Source organism: Lactobacillus sp. wkB10, from assembly GCF_000760615.1.
Classification (GTDB): Bacteria; Bacillota; Bacilli; order Lactobacillales; family Lactobacillaceae; genus Lactobacillus; species Lactobacillus huangpiensis.
This window is the reverse complement of the sequence record NZ_JRJB01000015.1, coordinates 28,910-45,984: the sequence shown is the minus strand read 5'-3', so window position 1 is coordinate 45,984 and position 17,075 is coordinate 28,910. Positions and strand designations below refer to the sequence as shown.

General features: G+C 34.5%; 20 protein-coding genes. 4 read left to right on the top strand and 16 right to left on the bottom strand.

The annotated features are described in order from the left end of the window. Positions 1-826: 826 nt before the first annotated feature. From LACWKB10_RS09385 to LACWKB10_RS09370, 5 genes are all read right to left on the bottom strand, one after another. Positions 827-1,009, bottom strand: coding sequence for a hypothetical protein (locus tag LACWKB10_RS09385; protein WP_034981623.1), 183 nt, complete (start codon positions 1,007-1,009; stop codon positions 827-829). Between the two features lie 256 nt (positions 1,010-1,265). Beyond that, the gene (locus tag LACWKB10_RS10420) at positions 1,266-1,484 is read right to left on the bottom strand and encodes a protein NO VEIN domain-containing protein (protein ID WP_369792497.1); all 219 of its coding nucleotides are present in this window, start codon (positions 1,482-1,484) and stop codon (positions 1,266-1,268) included. A gap of 291 nt (positions 1,485-1,775) precedes the next feature. Beyond that, positions 1,776-2,651 carry a translation elongation factor Ts gene (gene tsf / locus LACWKB10_RS09380; protein WP_034981620.1) on the bottom strand — a complete coding sequence of 292 codons (876 nt, stop codon included), beginning with the start codon at positions 2,649-2,651 and terminating at the stop codon, positions 1,776-1,778. A gap of 39 nt (positions 2,652-2,690) precedes the next feature. Then, entirely contained in the window at positions 2,691-3,494 is an 804-nt protein-coding gene (gene rpsB, locus LACWKB10_RS09375; protein WP_034981617.1) for a 30S ribosomal protein S2, read from the bottom strand. Between the two features lie 156 nt (positions 3,495-3,650). Continuing rightward, the gene (locus LACWKB10_RS09370; protein WP_034981615.1) at positions 3,651-4,682 is read right to left on the bottom strand and encodes a GIY-YIG nuclease family protein; all 1,032 of its coding nucleotides are present in this window, start codon (positions 4,680-4,682) and stop codon (positions 3,651-3,653) included. Positions 4,683-4,740: 58 nt separating this feature from the next. Between LACWKB10_RS09370 and LACWKB10_RS09365 the strand changes: the two genes are divergently transcribed. Together LACWKB10_RS09365 and LACWKB10_RS09360 are read left to right on the top strand one after the other, a co-directional pair. Beyond that, a complete protein-coding gene (locus LACWKB10_RS09365) occupies positions 4,741-5,355 on the top strand; it encodes a 1-acyl-sn-glycerol-3-phosphate acyltransferase (RefSeq protein ID WP_034981613.1) in 615 nt (204 codons plus the stop codon). 78 nt (positions 5,356-5,433) lie between these two features. Continuing rightward, a complete protein-coding gene (locus tag LACWKB10_RS09360) occupies positions 5,434-6,609 on the top strand; it encodes a cyclopropane-fatty-acyl-phospholipid synthase family protein (RefSeq protein ID WP_034981611.1) in 1,176 nt (391 codons plus the stop codon). 93 nt (positions 6,610-6,702) lie between these two features. Here the strand turns inward: LACWKB10_RS09360 and LACWKB10_RS09355 are convergent, their stop codons facing one another. The 5 genes from LACWKB10_RS09355 to LACWKB10_RS09335 all read right to left on the bottom strand — a co-directional run bounded on the left by LACWKB10_RS09355 (position 6,703) and on the right by LACWKB10_RS09335 (position 12,379). After that, positions 6,703-8,103 carry an FAD-binding oxidoreductase gene (locus LACWKB10_RS09355; RefSeq protein ID WP_034981609.1) on the bottom strand — a complete coding sequence of 467 codons (1,401 nt, stop codon included), beginning with the start codon at positions 8,101-8,103 and terminating at the stop codon, positions 6,703-6,705. 124 nt (positions 8,104-8,227) lie between these two features. Then, positions 8,228-10,018, bottom strand: coding sequence for an ABC transporter ATP-binding protein (locus LACWKB10_RS09350; protein WP_034981606.1), 1,791 nt, complete (start codon positions 10,016-10,018; stop codon positions 8,228-8,230). Continuing rightward, a complete protein-coding gene (locus LACWKB10_RS09345; RefSeq protein WP_034981603.1) occupies positions 10,008-11,774 on the bottom strand; it encodes an ABC transporter ATP-binding protein in 1,767 nt (588 codons plus the stop codon). Before LACWKB10_RS09345 ends, LACWKB10_RS09350 begins: the two co-directional genes overlap by 11 nt. A 71-nt stretch (positions 11,775-11,845) precedes the next feature. Beyond that, the gene (locus LACWKB10_RS09340; RefSeq protein ID WP_034981600.1) at positions 11,846-12,061 is read right to left on the bottom strand and encodes a YneF family protein; all 216 of its coding nucleotides are present in this window, start codon (positions 12,059-12,061) and stop codon (positions 11,846-11,848) included. Positions 12,062-12,130: 69 nt separating this feature from the next. Next, a complete protein-coding gene (locus LACWKB10_RS09335) occupies positions 12,131-12,379 on the bottom strand; it encodes a DUF896 domain-containing protein (protein ID WP_034981597.1) in 249 nt (82 codons plus the stop codon). A gap of 141 nt (positions 12,380-12,520) precedes the next feature. On the opposite strand from LACWKB10_RS09335, the gene lexA reads away from it, so the two are divergent. Continuing rightward, positions 12,521-13,144 (top strand): transcriptional repressor LexA, encoded by a 624-nt coding sequence (gene lexA / locus LACWKB10_RS09330; RefSeq protein ID WP_034981594.1) that lies wholly within the window; start codon positions 12,521-12,523, stop codon positions 13,142-13,144. 37 nt (positions 13,145-13,181) lie between these two features. Here lexA and LACWKB10_RS09325 read toward each other — a convergent pair whose 3' ends face one another. Next, complete coding sequence (locus LACWKB10_RS09325) at positions 13,182-13,556, bottom strand: MerR family transcriptional regulator (RefSeq protein ID WP_034981592.1); 375 nt, start codon at positions 13,554-13,556, stop codon at positions 13,182-13,184. Positions 13,557-13,616: 60 nt separating this feature from the next. Between LACWKB10_RS09325 and LACWKB10_RS09320 the strand changes: the two genes are divergently transcribed. Then, positions 13,617-13,916 (top strand): hypothetical protein, encoded by a 300-nt coding sequence (locus LACWKB10_RS09320; protein ID WP_034981590.1) that lies wholly within the window; start codon positions 13,617-13,619, stop codon positions 13,914-13,916. A gap of 225 nt (positions 13,917-14,141) precedes the next feature. Here the strand turns inward: LACWKB10_RS09320 and LACWKB10_RS09315 are convergent, their stop codons facing one another. The 5 genes from LACWKB10_RS09315 to rpsP all read right to left on the bottom strand — a co-directional run bounded on the left by LACWKB10_RS09315 (position 14,142) and on the right by rpsP (position 17,041). Then, positions 14,142-14,909: a nucleoside phosphorylase gene (locus tag LACWKB10_RS09315; protein ID WP_034981629.1), complete on the bottom strand. Its 768-nt coding sequence runs from the start codon at positions 14,907-14,909 to the stop codon at positions 14,142-14,144. 99 nt (positions 14,910-15,008) lie between these two features. Continuing rightward, positions 15,009-15,356 (bottom strand): 50S ribosomal protein L19, encoded by a 348-nt coding sequence (rplS, locus tag LACWKB10_RS09310; RefSeq protein ID WP_034981588.1) that lies wholly within the window; start codon positions 15,354-15,356, stop codon positions 15,009-15,011. Positions 15,357-15,473: 117 nt separating this feature from the next. After that, complete coding sequence (gene trmD / locus LACWKB10_RS09305; protein ID WP_034981585.1) at positions 15,474-16,199, bottom strand: tRNA (guanosine(37)-N1)-methyltransferase TrmD; 726 nt, start codon at positions 16,197-16,199, stop codon at positions 15,474-15,476. Continuing rightward, positions 16,189-16,704 (bottom strand): ribosome maturation factor RimM, encoded by a 516-nt coding sequence (gene rimM / locus LACWKB10_RS09300; protein ID WP_034981582.1) that lies wholly within the window; start codon positions 16,702-16,704, stop codon positions 16,189-16,191. Before rimM ends, trmD begins: the two co-directional genes overlap by 11 nt. Before the next feature lie 64 nt (positions 16,705-16,768). Continuing rightward, positions 16,769-17,041, bottom strand: a complete 273-nt coding sequence (gene rpsP, locus LACWKB10_RS09295) for a 30S ribosomal protein S16 (RefSeq protein ID WP_034981579.1) — start codon at positions 17,039-17,041, stop codon at positions 16,769-16,771. Positions 17,042-17,075 lie beyond the last annotated feature (34 nt).

The following is a 17,075-nucleotide window of genomic DNA, read 5'->3' as shown; positions in this document are numbered from 1 at the left end:
AAAATACACGACCCCGATCAAATATCGAAATCGTGCATTGAGTCTTGCGTAATATTAAAATGTCTAACTTTTTAGTTGCACTTCATTTAATAAGATTTGGGGGTATTATTAGTCAAAGTATTTTTTTACTTTTTAATTTATTAATGTTAATCATGCCACAATATTTTGATATTGATTTTCATTTTCAACGAACGATCCTTTGTTAACAATGAACTCAGTGATATCCTCTAATTCTAATGCACAATATTTGATTTAAAATTGATACTACTTTTTGGTTCATCCTACTATTTACTAAAAGGTGGCATATTGTCCATTATCAAACGTTTGTTTTTATATTCTTTTTTTGCTCCGACTGCAAGAGATACTTTAATATAAATGTTCATCATTTTAGATCCTAGCTCCTTTTTAGACAGATGCCTACTTCTAATCGATATAAGCTTCTTATAGAAACATAATGAATTTTTTTCTTCTTGCTTTTACCTATCAAGCGAAATAAAAATCTTTAAAAACATGTTTGGTCTCGTGAACATTGATGTCAGTAATATCATGTTTAAAGAGATGTCTAATAAACAGTTAGTTACATTTTGCTATCATCTCTTTTTAAATTGTAATGATTTTCATCCGTTTAATAACAAAATTGTCAAATATAGTCCTAATGCAAATTTGTCACTTTCAATCATTTCTTCTAAGTAAAACATTACTGTCACTTAGTTTTTCAGATTTTTAAATTTCATTTTTACGTTTATATTAAAAATGCTCTGTATTTTAACAGTGCAGTTTTAGTATAAAAAATTGCCAATTTTATTTCCACTTAAATTATATAATACTATGTAATTTTCATTACAAATTCGGCTCCAGTTGGAGTAGCTATAAAAATAGCACCCACTATCAGTAGGAATCCTGCCACAAAAGCAATTTTCTTTGTTAACTTTGAAAGCTGACCATCAAAACTAAAATAGATTAGAACCGCTCCAGATATCAAAGCCAAAATCATAACCCAGAAACCCATAAATACCTCCAATTTAATCAATCTAGTAATTGTTTATTTATATTAATTATAAATATAAGCTAAAATAATCATTAATGGATTTAAAAAATTAAAAGTATAGTAAAATTTAACTAATTTTTCTAATCTTTAATCTTTACGTGAGTTAAGTAAAGAGTTGGTTGCAATTTGATCTTATCTTTTTTAAAGGGATCTTCTAACTTTTTTATGACTGGTTGCTTATCAACAGTAAAGTAAACTTGATTAATCCAATAATTTTTCAAAGTCTTTGCTTTTTCCAGTTCATTTTGCGAAATAAAAAAGCTAAGTTCACCATTATTATTTTTTGTTCTGTGGTTTTAACTTCAATATAACATGGAGTCACATCTTCCTCGTAGGATAAAATATCATAACCTAATGAATTATCTACTTCAGATTGCAACTTTACTTTTAAATTTCCTAACTTTTTTAAATTCCTAACCTCGTAATTATATACAATTCTTTCTCCTATTTTACCGAGCTTAGTATTTTTTTGCTCTCTACCTAAATAATTTATCTTGACCTTATTGGATTTTGATCTTACTTTTTGAGTGTTTTATAATATTTCGCAATTTGAACCTACTTATTGAAACCTCATTTCTTGTTAAAATTATTTTCTTTTTCAAATACAGAAAGTTTAATACTTTAAGATCATCATTTTTTGTCAATAATTTCGCAAAATTTTAGCAAACAAAAAGCCCTCATCTATACAGATAAGAGCTTTTAATTGAATCAATAAAAATATGTATATCTATTTCATTTGTTCTTTTACTTCAGCGGCAAAGTCTTCTTGCTTCTTTTCGATACCTTCGCCAACTTCGTAACGTTTGTAGCCAACAACTTCGCAGCCTTCTGATTTAGCATATTCAGCTACTGTCATATCACCATCTTTAACGTAAGGTTGGTCCACTAAACAAATTTCACTGAGATACTTGTTTACTCTGCCCTCAACAATCTTAGGAATGATTTTAGCAGGCTTGCCTTCATTTTCAGTTTCCTTAGTGAAAACTTCTTTCTGACGATCAAAATCAGCCTTTGGCACTGAATCCTTGTTCAAGTATTCTGGATTAATTGCGGCGACGTGCATTGCAATGTTCTTAGCTGCTTCCTCACTGTTGCCTTTTAAGGTAACAACTGCAACAATTGCACCACCATTGTGCTTGTAAGCACCAAAGACTTCATCATCATTCTTAGTAATTAGATCAAATCGTCTTAAAGTGATTTTTTCACCAATGACAGCAGTAAGATTGGTAATTTCCTCGCCAATCGTGGAATCACCCATTGGTGATTTTAATGCTTCTTCAACGTTAGCAGGTTTAGCCGCTAAAATAGCCTTGGTCACATCATCAACTAATTTGATAAATTTATCATTAGACGAAACAAAATCTGTTTCAGAGTTAATCTCTACTACAACAGCATTATTTCCTTCAAAAGCATATTCGGCCAAACCTTCAGCAGCAATACGGCCGCTCTTCTTAGCAGCTTTAGCAACACCATTTTCTCTTAAAATGTCAATTGCCTTTTCAATATCACCATCAGCTTTAACCAAAGCCTTCTTGGAATCCATCATGCCGGCGCCAGTACGGTCACGTAATTCTTTTACTTGTTTAGCAGTAATGTTTGCCATTATTTTTCCTTCCAAATAAAAACTTATTAATAATTAAAACTAGTCTTCATCTGAGTCAGAAGTTTCTTCAGCTTCTACTGTTTTTTCTGCATCAGCTTCAGTATCTGCTTGTTTTTCTTCTGCACCCTTAGCCATCTCTGCTTCAGCATTGTCATCATCTTGACCTTGCTTACCTTCGATAACAGCATCAGCCATAGCACCTGAAATTAAACGAATAGCACGAATAGCATCGTCATTTGCAGGAATAACTACGTCAACTGGATCTGGATCAGTATTAGTATCAACCATAGCTACTACAGGAATTCCAAGAATGTTGGCCTCGTGAACAGCAATCTTTTCCTTCTTTGGATCAACTACGAATAAAACATCAGGAATTCTAGGCATATCTTCAATACCGCCTAAAAATCTTTCTAATTTATCCTTTTCTTTAGTCAAAAGAGAAGCTTCCTTCTTTGGCAATACATCAAATGTGCCGTCTTCTGACATTTTCTTTAAATCTTTTAATCTTTGTACTCGGCTCTGGATAGTCTTCCAGTTAGTCAATGTACCACCTAACCAACGTTGGTTAACGTAGTATTGACCAGCACGAGTAGCTTCTTCAGCAATTGAATCTTGAGCTTGTTTCTTAGTACCAACAAAAAGAATAACGCCACCGTTTTGAGCAACGGCTCTCACGAATGAATAAGCATCATCTAACATTTTGATGGTTTTTTGCAAATCAATGATATAAATACCATTTCTTTGTGTAAAGATATAAGGAGCCATTTTTGGATCCCATCTTCTAGTTTGGTGACCAAAGTGGACACCGGCTTCAAGCAATTGTTTCATCGAAACTACTGACATATTAACTTCCTCCTATGGTTTTAATCCTCTCAAGCGGTCATTTCAGTATTTCACCATTTGTATGGCACCGAAATACTGATTGCTCTTGATGTTTTTTATACATATGCATAAAGGCATACGTTAAAATAATACTAGATTATTGTTTAAGATGCAAGGTTAAAAGTTAACTTTATGTTCTCTTAAAAATCTTTCCTTCCATAATCTGTTATGGTGCTTAAACCAATATTCCCTTTTAAGCGCCAGCTTCTTATCTTTAAACTCTTCGTGGTAAAGCAGTTTGACTGGTCTGCGGGACTTTGTATACTTGGCACCTTTGCCACTATTATGTGCCTTTAGTCGTTTGGATAAATCATCAGTAAAGCCACCATAGAAGCTATTATCTTTGCACAAGAGTACATAAAAATAATATCTTCTACTCTTTTGCCTTTTTTCTCTATCCGATTCCGTTTCTCTGATTATACGCTGAATCGGAGGAAGATAATTACCGTTTTTATCATGTACCTCAATGGCATCCCTTAATACCAGACCATCGCTACCGGTATGCTTAACTGCTTCAATAATTATTAAATTGCAGTTTTCTCCTCTATGAGAAACATATGGCTGTACAAGCTTAATACTCAAATCATGTTTAAGACAAAAATATGCAATCTCATTTAAACGCTCTGGTCGATGGACCATAAATAATTTGCCTTTCATTTTAAGCAAGGCACTGGCTACAGAAATTATTTCTTCTAAATTAATTAAGATTTCATGTCTGGCAATAGCCTTTGCTGGATCAGGATTTACTTTATGATTTTGTGCAACTTTAAAGTAAGGTGGATTCACGACAATTACATCATACGAATCTTTTCTCAAAAAAACTGGAGCATCTTTAACATTTTTTTGAAAAACCTGGATACGATTTTCCATATTGTTTAGCGATATAGAACGTTCAGCTTGTGAAGCCACTTCTTCTTGTATTTCAACCGCATCATATTTAGCACGGTTAAAATAAGCCATATACATTGTTGCTGCACAATTGCCAGCACATAAATCAGCCACTTTGGAATTATCTTTAATTGAATCTTTTGCAGTTGCTGCTAAAAGCAAAGTATCTAATGAAAAGCTGAAAGATGATTTGTTTTGGATTATTTTTAAATCATCACTGTACATATAATCAATGCGCTCATTTTTCAATAATTTTTCCATAAAAATTTGTCCTCTCTCGCAGCTTTGTTATAATATTTTACATCAATTGGAGGAAATTATGTTTTATCATTTTATTCGTCCGGTAGCTCGCTTTATAGTTTGGCTATTAAATGGACATTTACACGTTAATCATAAGGAAATAATTCCCGAAGGGAACTATATACTAGCAGCACCACATAGAACTTGGTGGGAACCAATTTTATTCGCCTTAGCGGCAAGTCCAAAAGAATTCATGTTTATGGCTAAAATAGAATTGTTTAAAAACCCGATATTACGGTTCATTTTAAAACACGCACATGCTTTTCCAGTAGACCGTAAACATCCTGGACCTTCAGCCTTAAAAACTCCCATTAATGGATTGAGAAAAGGTAATTATTCTTTAATTATTTTTCCCTCAGGTACAAGGCACTCATCTGAAATGAAAGGCGGCACAATTGCCATTGCTAAATTATCAAACAAGCCCATAGTACCAGTAGTCTATCAGGGTCCACTAACTTTCACTGGTTTATTAAAACGCCAACCCTTAGAAGTTTGTTTTGGGGAGCCATTTATGATTGACCGTAAAATAAAACTCACTCACGAAAACGAAACAATGCTAGACAATAAATTGAAAAAAGCCTGGGATAAAATTGATTACGAGCAGAATCCTGATTTTCATTATCAACCTAAATAAAAAATCATTCTTTAAACATAAGCTTTATAAACAAGTGTTAAAATAATAATGTAAAAAGTTAGATGGAGGATTTTAAAATTGTTAGAAAAAAGTTTTTATAGAGCCATGTTAAGCAAATCTTTTCCATTCCCAGTCAAAGTAACATATTGGGATGGCAAAAGCGAGGTATATGGAAACGGTGCTCCAAATATAGAGATAATTTTTAACGAAAAGATTCCGACAAGTTCCATTTCAAAAAATGCTTCTCTGGCTTTAGGCGAAGCATATATGGATAAAAGAATCGAAATTAAGGGCAGTTTACAAAAACTAATTTGCGGGGCTTATGAAAGTGCTGGAAGTTTCATGCGGTCCAGTAAATTTCGTAAATTTTTACCAAAAGAAAAACACACTGAAGCACAAAGTGAAAAAGATGTTCAAAGTCATTATGATATTGGTAATGACTTTTATAAATTATGGCTTGACCCAACTTTAACATATTCGTGTGCGTATTTTGAAAACGAAAATGACGATCTTGAGACAGCACAGTTGGCAAAAATCCACCATATTTTAAATAAATTACATCCCGAAAAAGGAAAGACATTGCTTGATATTGGATGCGGTTGGGGCACTCTCATGCTGCTAGCGGCTAAAGAATATGGCCTTAAGGTAACTGGCGTAACTTTAAGTGAAGAGCAATATAAACTTGTTCAAAAGAAAATATACGATCAAAACTTGCAGGATATTGCAGAAGTTAAGTTAGAAGACTACCGCGAGTTGGGAAATGAACAATGGGATTACATTACCTCTGTAGGAATGTTTGAACACGTTGGTAAAGAAAATTTAGGTCAATACTTTGCCGATGTTTCAAAATATTTAAAGAAAGATGGCGTAGCTCTCATTCATGGCATTACACGTCAACAAGGCGGTGCCAAGAACGCTTGGATTAACAAGTACATTTTCCCAGGTGGTTATGTACCAGGATTAAGTGAAAATATCAGTCATATTGTCGAAAACAACATGCAAATTACGGATTTGGAAATGCTTAGAAGACATTATCAAAGAACATTGGAAATTTGGGATAAAAATTTTAATGCTAAACGGGATCAAATTCAAAAGAATATGGGTGAGCGTTTTACTCGAATGTGGGATTTATACCTGCAGGCTTGCGCTGCTTCTTTTGAATCTGGCAATATCGATGTTGTCCAATATCTGATTACTAAAGGACCTTCAGGTAAAAACTTACCAATGACTAGAAGGTATATGTTAAATAAGTAATATTAATAATTTAATCTACACAAAAAGCTGACAAATAAACTTTGTCAGCTTTTTTTATTAAACACACATATACACTATGAATTAAGATACGAATTAAGGTTCAAAAATTTTTCCTGGATTAACAATATAATTAGGATCGAATAACTTTTTAACCTTGCGTAGTAAGTCAGTATATTCTTTACCATAAAAGTCTTCATAATAATTTGCTCTAGCGTAGCCAATACCATGTTCACCAGACATATTTCCATCAAGTGATTTAGCAGTCTTGTATAACTCAGAAATTACTTTATCGCTTGTTTTTGCATATTCTTCATCAGTCATATCATCTGAGCAAAGGTAAATATGCAGGTTGCCGTCTCCAGCATGACCAAAGTTTGGAATTCTAATATTCAATTCCTTCTCTAGCTCTTCGATTCGGTCTAAAACTACTGGAATGTGGTTGATTGGAACACAGACATCAATTTCATCCATCTTTGGTGTGGAGTTTTGAATAGCAAGTAATAACTCTTCACGACATTTCCAAATCTTCTTAGCTTCATCAGAATCAGCACTTAATACAATTGCCTTTTCTGCTTTAAACGGTTTAACGACTTCTAAAGTTTCGTCAAGTTCTGCTTTCCATTCATCTTCAGTGAAGGCGTCTATTCCAATGATAATAAAACCATCACCATGCTTAATCGGAAATTCGTCCTTAGCATATGTTTCCCAGAGTTTAACAACCTTGCGTCCCATAAATTCAACGGTTGTTGGCACAACTCCAGATTTAAGAATAGCTGGAACAGATCTAATAGCGTCATTTAAAGTTGGAAATGGAATAATCGCATTGATAGATTTGTGTGGTCTTGGGTATAAACGAATTGTAACTTCTGTTACAACACCCAAAGTTCCTTCTGATCCAATAATTAAATCTTTTAGTGAATAGCCTGAAGACGATTTGACTGCTTTGGAACCAAATTTATACAATTTTCCGTTAGTCAAAACTACTTTGATCTCACGAATGTGCTCTCTGGTAACTCCATATTTGATGGCTTTGAGTCCACCCGCATTTGTGGAAACATTGCCACCAATAGTTGCCCAGTGCATGGCTGGAGCAGGCATATACATGAAAGGCTTATCAGCTAAATATTCGTCCAAGTCTTTCAGTCTTAATCCAGCTTGAACAGTCATGGTCAAACTTTCTGGATCATATTCCAAAACCTTGTTCATTTTGATCATGTCAAGTGAAATTCCGCCATCAACAGCAAGGTTAGCTCCCATTAAACCAGTTGAATTTCCCCTTGGAACCAAAGGTATTGAATGATCACTAGCGTATTTAACAACATTCATTACCTCTTCATTGCTTGTTGGTTGAATTACCAAATCTGGCATAGCTTTGACTGTACCAAATTGGTCATGATCCCAGTGCTTAGTTGGTTTAGTAATAAACCTTTCTGGATCTGAAATGAACTTGCTTAGGTTATCCAAGTCAGTTTGATTAATTTTATGATATTCCATTATAATTCCCTTCTTACTAAAATCATAATTTAGCTACTGCTAACATGATAAATTTACTCTTTAATGTAAACGCTGTCAATACTAAATATAAAAAAGCACAAAGTTTTTAGCTTTGTGCTTTTTTTCACTTTTGGCTATTCTGTAAGGTATATAAATTATAATAATAACCTTTTTGTGAAAGAAGTTTCTCGTGATTGCCTCTTTCCACAATTCTGCCATCATTCAATACAATAATTTGATCTGCATCAACAATAGTTGAAAGCCTGTGCGCGATAGCCAAAGTTGTGCGACCCTTGCGCAATCTCTTCAATCCTTGTTGAATCAACGTTTCAGTTTCAGTATCGACATTTGCAGTGGCCTCATCCAGAACTAATATCCTAGGATCCGTCACCAAAGTACGAGCAAAAGATATTAGTTGCCTTTGACCTTGACTAAACTCACCTCCACCTTCACCTACTTTAGCATGGTACTTTCCAGGGAGATTCTCAATAAAGCCATCTGCCTGAACAGTTTCGGCAGCCTTTTTTATTTGCTTGTCAGTTATGTCCTTGTTATAAAGGCGAATATTGGAATTAATATCCCCGTAAAACATAAAGGGCTCTTGCAATACCAATCCAAGTTTTTTGCGCAATTCTGCTTTAGGATATTTTTTGATGTCAACCCCGTCAATTAACACTTCACCTTTATAAAATTCATAAAAACGCATCATTACGTTAATAATTGAACTTTTACCCGAACCTGTATGTCCAACTATGCCTAAAGTTTCTCCGGGATTAACTGTGAAGGAAATATCATGTAAAATTTCGTTTTTACCATCATATGAGAAACTTACGTGCTTAAACTCAATCTTTCCTTGATTAATTGTTAATCCTGCCTCAGCTTTTTGTTGTGGTTCGTAATCAGTATTATCTAAAATCCGAAAAATTCTTTTGCCTGCTACAATACCATCTTGGAAAAAAGTCATTTGATCCATCATATTGGCAATTGGATTAAAAAACTGTGAAATATATTGTGAAAATGCATAAACAACACCAGCTGGAACAAAGGTTTCCCTTAACGGAAATCCAAAGTACATTAAAGTTAATGCTAATGCAAGTGAATATAGCAAACTAGTTAAAGGTGATAACAAAAAGGAATTAAGATTAATCATATCGAAACGTGTTTTCATTAAGGCAGAGTTTTCACTTTCAAAATGATTAGTCATACGCTTTTCCTGCTTAAATTGCTGGATTAAAGAAACTCCTTCAATTGATTCATTTAAGTTAGTATTTATGCGACTTAATCTTTCGCGATAACTACGGTAAAGTTTCGAACTTCTTTTAGAATATTGCCAAATAATCACTAAAAGTAAGGGTAAAAAAGCAAGAACTATAAATCCAGCCACCACATTGGTAGAAAACATCGCTACCATAGCCGAAATAATTGAGAAAAATGAAATTACTACGCTTGATAATACAGTCAAAAAATTGCTCAAAGTCATAGTATCATTTGTTACTCTTGAGACTATTGAACCAGCTGGAGTTTGATCAAAGTATCGCATTCCTAATGTATGCAACTTTTTATAAAGTTCAGAACGCAATCCTTCAAGTGATTTTTCTGATCCTAAAGCAAAAAAGTACTCGTAGGTAAACTGCAAAATTCCTTTGACAATGGAACCAAATGCGTAAAGAAAACCAGCAAATAGAATTATTTGTGTTGTAACATCAGCTTTACTCAAAAAATTATCTAAAAAATACTGTAAACCATATGGCAGTAAAACATTAATTACACTTACTAAAAAAGCACCAATACCTGCAATGATCATTTCATTTTTAAAATGCATCACAAAACGCAGCAAGCGCTTAAAAATGCTAAGTTGCTCTTTCACAGGAATTTCTTGAGACCAGACTGATTGGAATGAATTTTCATCGTCCATTGGAGTCACCTACCTTGTCTTCTAATTCTTGTCTTTGCCACATATCAGCATACCAACCATTTAACATCAGCAGTTGGTCATGAGTTCCTCGTTCAACAATCCGACCATTTTTTAGGACTAAAATTAAATCAGCATTCATTACCGATGTAAGTCTATGCGTAGCAATTAATGTTGTTTTTCCTTTACGTTCCTTTCTTAGAGAGCGTAAAATAGACATTTCAGTCCTGGCATCTACTGCTGACAATGCATCATCTAAAACTAAGATTTGGCTTTGTTTAAGTAGCGCTCTGGCAATAGACATACGTTGCTTTTGTCCTCCGGAAAGTGAAACGCCATTTTCACCCACCAAAGTATTGTAACCACCTGGCATCTGTAAAATATCATTGTGCAGATCACTTTTCTTTGCTGCAGAAACAATAGCACTTTCATTACTGTCTGCTTTTGAAAAAGCGATATTCTTTTGGATACTGGTTGAAAATAGGTAATTGTCTTGAGGTACATATGATATTTGGCGTAATAAAACATTAAGCGGAATCTCTCTGATATCATGTCCATTTAGCGTAATGTGACCATCATACTTATCAAATTCCCTAAGTAAAAGCTGTATTATAGTAGTTTTACCAGCTCCTACTTTACCCACAAGACCCAGAGTTTGACCTGTTTTTAACGTAAAGTCGATATTATTCAGCACTTGAACTTTCGGTTCATCTGGATATGCAAAATATTTAACATGATAAATAAGATCGCCCGCTATATCTTTGGCAGATAATTTTTGATCAGCATATTTATCCGTAATTTCAGACTTTTCTTCCAGCAGCTTTTCAATACGATCGTAACTTGCGCTTCCACGCTCTAAAATATTAAAAAGATATCCGATGGCAAACATAGGCCAGACCATATTACCAATGTATGCAATAAATGAAACTAACTGGCCAATAGTGAGTGCTTTGTTAAAAACAAGCATCCCACCGTAAATAATAGTTATTGTATATGTCAAACCAATAAGCAATGTGCCTAAAGGATCAAACATAGAGTCCCATTTAAAAACTTTTTTATTGATTTTAATAGTGTCATCTATCATTTGGTCAAAAGCAGCAGTATCTTCTTCACCCTGACCAAATGTTTTCAAAACCTTAATACCTGAAACTGATTCCTGAGTTTTATTGTTTAACCTGGAAAAAGCTGCTTGAGACTTATCAAATGCATCATGTAGCCTGTCTCCTAATTTCCATGCTCCCCAAGCCAAAAATGGTAACGGCAAAAGAGCCACAAATGTTAAACGCCAATCAACAAAAGCAATCATGGCCACCATGGTAGATACACTCATTATTAGTGAGTCAACGAGTGTTAAAACGCCTTCACCGGCAACTTCCTGAACGGCCGAAACATCATTTGTAGCGTGAGCCATCAAATCACCTGTTCTGTGACGTTGGTAAAAAGTGCGATCCATAGCCATGAAATGACGGAATAGTTTCGATCTTAACTGTAGTTCCAGTTCTGCTGCACCACCCCAAATCTGACTACGCCAAAAATAGCGAAAGCCATACAGCAACAGGGCTGCTAAAACAATTGCCAAAATTAGAAGACCATATTCTTGCCAACTAATATGTCCTTCATCTAATTGATCAGCCATTAGACCTAAGATTCTCGGTGGCACCAAGTTCACAACTGAAGTAAGTGCCAAAAACGTAATACCAATTAGGTAACGCTTTTTTTCTTTTTTAAAAAACCAACCTAATTTAAAAAATATGCCCATTATTCACCTAAAAATTCAGTAAAAAAGCGGAGAGTTTATTCTCCGCCACACTATTTCAATCTAGTAAGTTTTTATTTTTGGTGCTTCATCATGTTCATCACTTGGTTTACCTTCTTAGCTGAAGGCTTTTGGCCCATTTGAGACATCATGGCAACAATCATATCTTCACTGATTGGCGGATTATCCTTAAAATATTTTTTCATATATGCTCTGGCACCATAAAAGCCTCCTACAAGTCCTAATATTAATGCTATAACAATCAGAAAAATCGCTAATCCTAAGTTCATAAAATAATCACCTCAATTTGTCCAATAGGTATATCTTACCTAAAAATACAGTAAAATTAAAGATCAAAGTTAATCTTTTCTTAAACCTTTTTTTCTTTGAGCTTTTTTCGCTTTTTCAGAAGTAATTTCTTTGCCATTTTTATCAATTATCACTAAATTCTCTACATCTTGTTTAAAGCCTGCTCTGAAGTTCTTAATAAATTCCTGATGTAATTTCTTCCGTTCTATTTCCTCGTCTTCTGTCAGTCCAACAGATTCCTTTTTATGATAAAGTTCATTTATCCGATTTATTAGTTTTTTCTCAAGATCTTCATTCATTTTTAGCACCTCTCTTAAAAAAGTCTACATTATTATCTGTAATAAAAAAAGTTTAAAATTTTCAGAACGCTTGTTTGTACTATACCAAATTATCTGCTAGAATTAAAAGTATTAAAGACGTTTATAATACTGGAGATAACTATGACTACAAAACAAAATAACAAGCAGTTGCAAATTTTACGCTATATATATGAAACGGTTGAAGACAGGGGCTTTCCTCCAACTGTGCGTGAAATATGTCATGCTGTAGATTTATCTTCCACTTCTACTGTACACGGCCATTTATCAAGGCTTGAAAACAAAGGCTTAATAATAAAGGATGCTACAAAACCAAGAGCATTAGAAATAACCAATGAAGGGAAAAAAGCAATTGGCGTCCAACCAAAAGAAATTCCAGTTGTTGGTGATGTGACTGCTGGTCAACCTATTTTAGCTGTTGAAGACATAGAAGACTATTTCCCTTTGCCTCCTGATTTAGCAAACGATGCTGGGGATCTCTTTATGTTGAGAGTACATGGAGAAAGTATGATTAATGCTGGTATTTTAAACGGAGATAACGTAATTGTCCGCAAACAATCTTCAGCTATTAACGGTGAAATTGTAGTAGCAATGACAGATGAAAATGAAGCAACTGTAAAACGATTTTACAAGGAAAAAGGTCACTATCGTTTACAGCCTGAAAATGATACGATGGCACCGATCATATTGTCAAGCGTCCACATTTTAGGTAAAGTAGTTGGACTGTACCGTAACACTATTATTTAACAAAAGAGCTTTATAGCATTATTGGGATAAATAAAAATTATTTTTTACGAGTTTCAATAATGCTTTTTTTCTCCATAGTTTCTTTTACTTCTTCCAGGACTTTTTCCTGCATTTTTAATTTGTTTATTTTTGCATTTATAACAGCGATTTTATCCTTAATTAACTTTAAGTTTTGTTTACGCTGCTTTTCAGTACTACACGATTCATCGTGTAGTTTTTTTATGTCCTTTTTTTCTTGAAGCGAAAAACCTAAGTCTTGGAACTCTTTAATTGCTTCAAAAATATCAGTTTCGTTTTCAGTAAACCAATAGTTTCTTCCCTTACGACCAGGATTTAATAAGCTTAAGTAGATATAATGTCTAACTGTATCACGTGTAGTATTTTCCTTTTGAATAAATTCTTTCAAATACATAATTATCTCCTTGACGTAGGGTCGACCTAAGATGATTAAATTTTAGCAGGAGGTATAAAAATGTCATATCTAACAATCTCTTTAACTATTATATATGGTGTTCTTATTACTAGCGCCAGCTTTTCATCTTTTACTAGTTTGCCAATTTGGCTAATCATGATCAACGTCTTGTTCGCATTAGGCATTATTGCCGGAAGTTTTCTAAAAAAACCACTTTTAACTACTATATTTCTAGTAGCAGTTTTACTTACCGCTCTAGCAAACGGAATTTTTCTTTACGGACAAATCACTTGGTCTCACTGGTTTATCAGACTAATTTTGACTATTATTTTGATTTGCTTGAACTTTAAGTATTTTTAGATATTTATCTAACAAAATTCCTGTTAGTAGTCAAACGTAACGTCTCAAAATACTGTCATAATGGCAAGAAATTGACTTTCCACAACTAATGCTTTAAATCAATTCACAATTTTTACATTGATTTTATACTTAAAAATGCTATTTCTAAAGCTTTTATGTTATTTGCTTGTGAATAATAACGCTGTTTCACTTTGGTTCCACGTCAGTATTTTTTCACAAACTTGGTTAAATTTTACTAATGATATTGGTAGCTAAATTAATTGCTGCTTCATGAGCATCCCTGCCCCAGCCTCTTTCATCATGCTTTTCTATGTCTTTAAGAGAATCTGCCGTAAATAATATTTGTGCAAAGTCGACCCCTCTAAATTGTGCACAAGCAGCGAGCGCCGCACATTCCATTTCAACACATGAGGCGCCCAATGCTTTAGCCTGTTTTACTTTCTTGGCAGTTTCTCTAAAAAAACCATCAGTAGTCCACGTAGTTACTTCTTTAACCGTAAATCCATTTTCGTTCATTAGTTTCTTTGTTTTGTCTAAAAATGCAGATTCTAACATGACAAATGTCCCTGGGTTTAAATAATGAAATGACGTACCTTCGTCTCTTATGGCTTTTATAGGCACGAGAAAATAATTTTCCGGTAAATCAACCAAACAACCTGCTGAGCCAATTGCTAAAATCTGTTTAACACCGTAGCCTATTAACCAATCTAACAGTTGCACAGCGGCCGCGGCCCCCATTTTAGCCTGACAAAGGGTAAACTTTGCTCCATCTAAATCAACTTCATAAATGGGAGTTTTTCCTTCAAAACATTCAAAAAATCCCACTTGTTTATGAGAACGACCAACTAAAAATTTGTTGATTGCAGCTGTAGTTAAAAATGCAAACAGCAATTTAGGTTGAAAATGAAAGTGATTAATTTCTTTTTCGTGCTCTGGTTCTAAAACCGCCATCGGTTCAGGATCAAAATTTAACAAAAATGGTTCTTTCATAATTCTCTTCCTCCATAAAAAATATTTTGCTGAAGATTTTAACATAAACAAAAAAGAGAATCATCCCTTTACGGAATGATTCTCTTTTACTTAAGCGCTTATTTAACGACGCTTTTCTGCAATTCTAGCAGACTTGCCGTGACGATCACGTAAGTAGTAAAGTTTAGCACGACGTACACGACCGTGACGCAATACTTCAACCTTGGCAACACGCGGATCGTTTACTGGAAAAGTACGTTCAACACCAACACCAGATGCCATCTTACGTACTGTATAGCTGGCACCAATTCCAGTGCCCTTACGCTTAATAACAACGCCTTCAAACATCTGAATACGTTCATGTGAACCTTCGACAACACGCACGTGGACACGAACTGTGTCTCCTGCACGGAAGTCAGGAATATCGTCACGTAATTGTTCTTTAGTTAATTCTTGAATTAATGGATCCATTTTTATTTTCTCCTTCTCCGGCATTCATTCACGTCATTCACGTCAGCGGAACACCCCTAACTATTAGTGCAAAAATAAATCACACCTCAATTATGTTAGCAAAAATAGCAATTAAAATCAAGTTTGATCTTTTTCCTGCTCTATTTCCGTCAACATTCTCTTTTCTTCTTTACTTAAATTATAATTTTCAAGTAAATCCGGTCTGTACAAGTAGGTTGCCCGCAAAGCTTCCTTATGACGCCACTCATCAATCTTTTGGTGATTTCCAGATGTTAATACTTCAGGTACTTTCTTTCCTTCAAAATCTTCCGGTCTGGTATATTGGGGATATTCCAGCAAACCACGAGTGAAACTCTCCTCTACTGGTGAGGCAATATTTCCCAAAACACCCGGAATCAATCTAACAGTAGCATCAATCATACTCATTGCAGGTAATTCACCACCAGTTAAGACGTAATCACCAATTGAAACTGTTTCATCTGCCAAATCATAGATGCGCTGATCAAAGCCTTCATAATGACCACAAATAAACGTAAGGTTTTCTTCTTTAGACCATTCTTGTGCTATTTTTTGATTAAAAACTTTGCCTTGCGGTGCAGTAATAATTATTTTGCCCTTATTTGCGATCGAATCAAGTGCCTTTTTGATCGGCATAATTTGCAAAACCATACCCGCTCCACCACCATAAGGACTATCATCAACGTGATGGTGAACATCAGTGGTAAAATCACGAAAATTGACTAAATTGAGTTGCCATCTGCCATCTTCAAGACCTCTTCCAAGCATTGAAGTTGTCAATGGTGTAAACATATCGGGAAAAAGCGTTAATACATTAATCTTCATTACGTAACCCTTCCAAAAGTTCTACGAAAACTTTCTTGTGAGCAATGTCTATTTTTTTGACCACTTCGTCAATATAGGGAATTAAGTATGTGTTACCATTCTCTTCGGTAATTTCCCAGACATCGTTCGCACCAGGAGTTTCGATACCAGTTATTTGACCCAGCTTAACCCCAGAATGATTATCTATCACTTCACAGCCTAGAATATCGCGATAATAATATGCGCCATCTGGAAGTTCATGCTGATTTTGCTCGCTAACAACTAAAGTTTCGCCGACTAATTTCTTAGCACTATCAATATCAGTGATTTCATTAAATTGAACCAGCCAGAACTGTTTAAAAGGCCTGCTGGTTTTAACCGTCAACTTTTTTTGTTGATTAGCTTTTAAAGCCAATTCTTGCTTCGCAGCAAAGCGTTTTTCCGGAAAATCCGTAATTAAAGCAACTTTTACTTCTCCTTTAAGACCATGGGTAGATAGTATTCGCGCAACATCATAAAATTGCATAATTTCTCCTACTCAAAGAAAAAAGCTTGAAGCAGTTAACTTCAAACTTTTAACTAACGATTCACTATTTATTAAATTTCGAATCATGCAGTTTCTTCATTAAGCCTGCACCAGAAAGTAGTGATCGCACAGTATCTGAAGGTTGAGCACCCTTTTGCAACCATTCAAAAATCTTATCTTCGTCTAATTTCAACTCCTTAGGAACTGAAACTGGATTATAGTAACCGACTTCTTCAATAAAACGACCATCGCGCGGCATTCTAGAATCAGCTACAACGATTCTATAAAATGGCTTTCTTTTAGCACCCATACGGCGCAAACGAATTTTTACTGACATAAATTTATTTCCTCCTAAAAGTTACGTACAATAA

Coding starts and splice junctions, on each gene's coding strand:
- LACWKB10_RS09385 (WP_034981623.1), bottom strand. CDS start 1,009: ATGGGTTTCTGGGTTATGATTTTGGCTTTGATATCTGGAGCGGTTCTA.
- tsf (WP_034981620.1), bottom strand. CDS start 2,651: ATGGCAAACATTACTGCTAAACAAGTAAAAGAATTACGTGACCGTACT.
- rpsB (WP_034981617.1), bottom strand. CDS start 3,494: ATGTCAGTAGTTTCGATGAAACAATTGCTTGAAGCCGGTGTCCACTTT.
- LACWKB10_RS09370 (WP_034981615.1), bottom strand. CDS start 4,682: ATGGAAAAATTATTGAAAAATGAGCGCATTGATTATATGTACAGTGAT.
- LACWKB10_RS09365 (WP_034981613.1), top strand. CDS start 4,741: ATGTTTTATCATTTTATTCGTCCGGTAGCTCGCTTTATAGTTTGGCTA.
- LACWKB10_RS09355 (WP_034981609.1), bottom strand. CDS start 8,103: ATGGAATATCATAAAATTAATCAAACTGACTTGGATAACCTAAGCAAG.
- LACWKB10_RS09350 (WP_034981606.1), bottom strand. CDS start 10,018: ATGGACGATGAAAATTCATTCCAATCAGTCTGGTCTCAAGAAATTCCT.
- LACWKB10_RS09345 (WP_034981603.1), bottom strand. CDS start 11,774: ATGGGCATATTTTTTAAATTAGGTTGGTTTTTTAAAAAAGAAAAAAAG.
- LACWKB10_RS09340 (WP_034981600.1), bottom strand. CDS start 12,061: ATGAACTTAGGATTAGCGATTTTTCTGATTGTTATAGCATTAATATTA.
- LACWKB10_RS09335 (WP_034981597.1), bottom strand. CDS start 12,379: ATGAATGAAGATCTTGAGAAAAAACTAATAAATCGGATAAATGAACTT.
- lexA (WP_034981594.1), top strand. CDS start 12,521: ATGACTACAAAACAAAATAACAAGCAGTTGCAAATTTTACGCTATATA.
- LACWKB10_RS09325 (WP_034981592.1), bottom strand. CDS start 13,556: ATGTATTTGAAAGAATTTATTCAAAAGGAAAATACTACACGTGATACA.
- LACWKB10_RS09320 (WP_034981590.1), top strand. CDS start 13,617: ATGTCATATCTAACAATCTCTTTAACTATTATATATGGTGTTCTTATT.
- rplS (WP_034981588.1), bottom strand. CDS start 15,356: ATGGATCCATTAATTCAAGAATTAACTAAAGAACAATTACGTGACGAT.
- trmD (WP_034981585.1), bottom strand. CDS start 16,199: ATGAAGATTAATGTATTAACGCTTTTTCCCGATATGTTTACACCATTG.
- rimM (WP_034981582.1), bottom strand. CDS start 16,704: ATGCAATTTTATGATGTTGCGCGAATACTATCTACCCATGGTCTTAAA.
- rpsP (WP_034981579.1), bottom strand. CDS start 17,041: ATGTCAGTAAAAATTCGTTTGCGCCGTATGGGTGCTAAAAGAAAGCCA.